Below are 539 nucleotides of genomic sequence, written 5' to 3'. Positions count from 1 at the left end.
CCCGACCCCGGCGTGCTGGCCGCCCTACGGGCCCGGCAGCACGACGTCGTGACCGTCGCCCAGCTGCTCGGTGCCGGGGCGGACCGGGCGTGGATCCACCGACAGGTGGCCGCCGGTCACTGGCGGCGCCTGCACCTCGGGGTGCTCGTGACGCACTCCGGGCCCGTGGCCTGGGCGTCCCGCGGTCGGGCGGCACTGCTCTCAGCGGGGGCCGGTGCCGTGCTGAGCCACGCCTCGGCGGCGTACCTGCACGGGTGGGCACCGGCCCCGTCCCGCATCGAGGTGCTCATCCCCCACGGCCGTCGGCCCCGGACCAGGACGGACGTCACCATTCGTCGGCGTCGAGAGGCGCCGGTCGTGCGCCGCGTCCGCGGGCTGGCCGTCACGGCTGCTCCTGACACCGTCCTGGACCTGGTCGCGGGCGCCGGCGGGGACGACGACGCCCTCGGGTGGGTGTGCGCCGCGGTCCGGGCCGGGACACCCCCGGGTGCGGTGGTCGCCAGGGCCGCCTCGAGGCAGCGGTTGGCTCGACGCGGGCT

Annotated in this window: 1 pseudogene; it reads left to right on the top strand. The window is 78.1% G+C overall.

Features of this window, described 5'->3' with window-relative positions:
• A pseudogene (locus tag N869_RS18210) lies at nt 1–539 on the top strand (type IV toxin-antitoxin system AbiEi family antitoxin domain-containing protein); the annotation flags it as partial.

The organism is Cellulomonas bogoriensis 69B4 = DSM 16987 (assembly GCF_000767165.1).
Lineage (GTDB): Bacteria > Actinomycetota > Actinomycetes > Actinomycetales > Cellulomonadaceae > Actinotalea > Actinotalea bogoriensis.
The sequence above is the reverse complement of the archived record's forward strand: the minus strand, read 5'-3'. Positions and strand labels throughout refer to the sequence as shown.